Raw genomic sequence first — 4,218 nt, forward strand, 5'->3', positions numbered from 1 at the left:
AAGTTTCATTTTCATTTTCTTTAACAAAGGCTCTCTGACTGTTTTTGAAAATTACGGTACTAGTTGTGGAGCTTGGACGACCACTAATAAAAAAACCTTGGCCCACAGGGATATATCTGTTGGGAATTCCTCGGGAAGGGGTGCCAGCTTTACTTATAAAGTCAACATTTGCGGAGGATGGTGCTATACCTCCAGTTAAATTACGGACTGCATAACCTCCTTGATAGTTTCTTAGAACATGAGTGTTGTTACTGCTATAATGTTCCCAGAAATATAAAGTCCCATTAGTGGCATCACTCGTATTGGAACCTATGACACTTAGATTGTCTTGTATAAAAGCGTTTGAGTCCAGTGCCGAAGGATAGGGGTTTCCGGATAATAGCAGTTGGTTTTTACTAAGTGTATTTGTATTGATCAACCCATTGTTTGGTTTTCCTACAAAGGTATAGTTTTGGGTGCCAGATGATACTCCGCTTCCTTTTAGGGTGTATCCTTGTCCTACTTTTACGGTTCCGGTTTCACCAATTCGGACCCAATTAGCATAAGCATTACTATAGTTGTCAAATTTATATACCCAATATCGTGCTAGGTTAATAGGAGAAGTAGGGGCCCCATCATAACCGCCAATCCATTTTATATTTTGTGGTGTTGATGTAGTTCCGTCTTTCATCACACCAGCAACTGTGTAGTTAGTATTATTAGTAGTTGTATTTATAGGGCTAACGGGAGAACTCCAATAATTGTAGTTGTACTTGTTCGATTGTCCTTGTTGATCTCTTTCAATAGACCCAGAACTTGATGTGTCTAAAATACTTCCTTCGGTTTGTACCAATTGAGACATGCCTACTAAATCTATTTTTCCATCTAGTTTTAAATAATGCGAAATTTCTATTTTATTGTCATTATTTGCTCCTAGCGTATTGCTTTCAACTAGTAATCCTAAGACTGTTTTATTCCCAATAGTAGTAATATTATTATTAGTTTTTACAATATTCCAATCAATATACGTAGTCCCATCGACACCCAAAGTATTAGGTATATTCCAAACGCTACCGTTTGTCCATGTACTAGATGTTTCCCAAGGAGTATGTGCTGACGACGTGTATGGTAAAGGAGCTGTTTCTGGTTGTGCAGTTACAATACCAATTAATTTACCATTACGAAGATTGCTAGTTTTGTCTACCAAGAATCCGTTAAGGATGTCAGTAGACTGAGTCATCTGATAGTAGCCTTCTAGATTGGACCAACTAAGTCCTGGAACCGTTAATGGCACTATTGCACCTAGGACATTAGTACTCGTATTAGTAATACGTTGATTCATCATTTGGCGCGTTTGCGCAGTTGTGAGCGCAACATTCCAGATGCGTAATTCTTGCATCCAACCCTTGAAATAATTAGTAGGCAGATAAGGATAATTAGATCCTTGAATCATCGCGCCTAGAATACATTTAGCATTATTATTCGCTACGGGGTTAGCGCCTGCTGTTGCATTTTTGACGCTAATTCCATCAATGTACAGATTGTATGATGTACCATTAAATGTAACTGCAATGTGGTACCATCTACCCGTATTTATTGCGTAATTTGAAGTTATAGCGTTACTGTTGTTCCAGTTGAAAGAAACAACATTATTAACTAATCTTAAATCGTATCCGTCAGTAAGGGCACTGGAACTTCTTTTAGAAAAAATAGTTTGAATACTAGTATTTGATGCTCCCGGTTTAATCCAAGTTTCGATACTAAAAGATCCCGTATTTAAATTATAATTATTTTTTAAATTAACATTATCGTCTATGCCATCAAAATCTAGTTGGTCGCACAAACCTATGCTAACAAGTACGTCATCAACAATAGGAGTACAGTTCCCACCACCAAAAGGGAGAGTCCATCTTAAGGTATAAACTCCGGTATTAGGACTAGAGAATTCAGCAGTTGGGTTATTTAAACTAGAGAAAACTTCACCGCCTCCCGCTGGGCCGCTCAATATTGTCCATTGTCCTACTGTCCCTACTGTTGCTGAAAGATTTACCGCTTCTAATCCACAAGCAGGTGGTATTTTATCAGGACCAGCCAAGGCGGTAAAACAAGGACTGTTTGAACTATTAAAATTCACTAAAATAGGTTTGTCGATGAGTCCACCACATGCTGAATTAGGGTCAATTCCTTGCGAAATTGGAGTGTTAAAACTAGTGTTAGATATGGCTCCTGATCCTGTAATAGCTCCATTTAATGAAATGCTGGAGTTACAACCGGAGTTGAATAAGGTTGCGCAATCAGTGGTTAGCTTTACCTTAAAGATTAAACTTCCTAATAGAGTATTTGGATCTGAAAGAAGCGGTATTGTTCCTACATTCCAGATGATAGAATTTGTTCCAGAATCATAGTAAGGTGCATTGGCTGGTTTAAACGAGGGATGAATATCAGACGTTAGAATAGCGCTCACATCATACAATGCTGATGTAGGAACGGGAATTGTTATGATGGTATTTTTAGTCGCCTCAGATCCTCTGTTTTTTATATCAATTTTATATTCGATTTCATCACCGGGCGAGGCTACCAATGGAGTTTGTGGGGCAGCACCTCCAATAGAATTTACGACTATCAATCCCTGCGGTTCTGGAATATAGGTGTCTACGGACATGGCAAAGCCAAAAATAGTAAATATATCTCCTGAAGATCCAAATCTAAAAGTAGTAGCCGTTTGATTATTTCCTATGACTAAATTATCAGTATTGGGAATAGTAAACATACTAAAATCAACTCCGGAATTATTTTTAAAAATAGGGGCGCTTTTACCTGCTGCAGGAATTGGAAATATGGAAGAATTGAAAAAGTTATTAATGGAATTACCGGCATGATTTAATGTCAAGTAATTAGTTGCGTTATAAGTTGTTGGATCGGCATTAAGTTTTTGTACTGCCAGATAATCTCCTGTTAAGCCAATATCTCCTTCCGCTGCCATTACTCCAAGTTTCATGTTTACAGGTCCCGTTCCTACAGTTGTAAATCCTGATATAGGAATGGTTCCGTATTCTCCAGCATTACTATTCAGTGTTCCGTTTACATAAGCATAGCCATCAAAAAGGGTTACTGCTCGGCTTTTCATTACTGGATTTTCATAAATAACGACCATAGCCCATCCACCAGAAAAACCTGGAGTGTCATTATTTGATCCTGCCTCTAATAGTGCAATATCGGCTATAGTATATGCACCTGGACCGTGTGCTCTTACGTAGTCTGTTACCTCTTGGTAACCTACAAAAATGCCGCTGTAAGACGTTCCTGGAAAAAGAAGTTCTGAATTAGCGCCTGTCGTTTTAGCTGTAATTGCGGTGTATGTTTTGGCTCCAGGTCCTTTTAATGATATTACTTTTTTATTAAAAGTTTTAGATTCTGTAGTATAGGTAGGAACAGTACCAGAAACATTGACTGCTGCTGATGATGTGCTAGAAAAGTCTATGCCATTACTTCCAGAGGCATCTCTAATTAATTGTTTAATGGTTAAAGTTACTGTTCCATCAGTAATTGTATATGGTGTAGTAAGTGTTGCTGTATCTGTGGTTATAGTCCCAGATGTAGATGAAGTTTTGGTAAAAGGAATATTTGTTCCTGTTGTACCTCCATTTATGAAAAGTGTAATTGCACTATTAGTGTAATTAAATAGATAGCTATTACCATTTCCACTAAATGTATAAATAGGATAACGATCATTATTTCCGGTACCGCCTCTAGTTATTACTAAGGTATAGTTTGAATTTGTAATTTTTTGATTATTAGTCGTTGTTGAATTAGTATTAACAGTTTGTGTTCCTGTTTGAATTTGTCTTGATGCAGTAAATGTGTCCGCAGTACTTGATTTTCCTGTCCAATAAAGCCCTGCAAAGAGTACTGTTGAGCAATCTTGGCTAGAACTATTTTCCCCTGCGTTGGAAAGTTCAAGGGTTGCTTTAGACGAATTGAATGTAGCAGCATCAGCGTCAGTATCGACAAATTTCATATAATTATATTGATTGTCAATATTGTCATCGTAAGTTGCTAGTGTTAAATTCGTATTCCCTAACATGGTAAAATCCCCCTTAATGTTATAGATGTTTTTTGCAGGGGTAGCAGCCGAAGTTCTTTGTAAAAAATTTACTTGTGGAGTAGTAACGGTTTGCGCATAAACTGTAACAAAAGGAATAACTAAAATTAATAATAAAAATAGAATACGTTTAATTA

The 4,218-nt window shown here is 37.3% G+C and carries 1 protein-coding gene; it reads right to left on the bottom strand.

Going from position 1 to position 4,218, the window contains the following annotated elements; translation table 11 throughout:
• A partial coding sequence (locus tag A3SG_RS20955) for a LamG-like jellyroll fold domain-containing protein (RefSeq protein ID WP_255347724.1) occupies window positions 1–4,218 on the bottom strand: 4,218 nt, incomplete at both ends.

It is taken from the genome of Flavobacterium sp. ACAM 123, assembly GCF_000264055.1.
Classification (GTDB): Bacteria; Bacteroidota; Bacteroidia; order Flavobacteriales; family Flavobacteriaceae; genus Flavobacterium.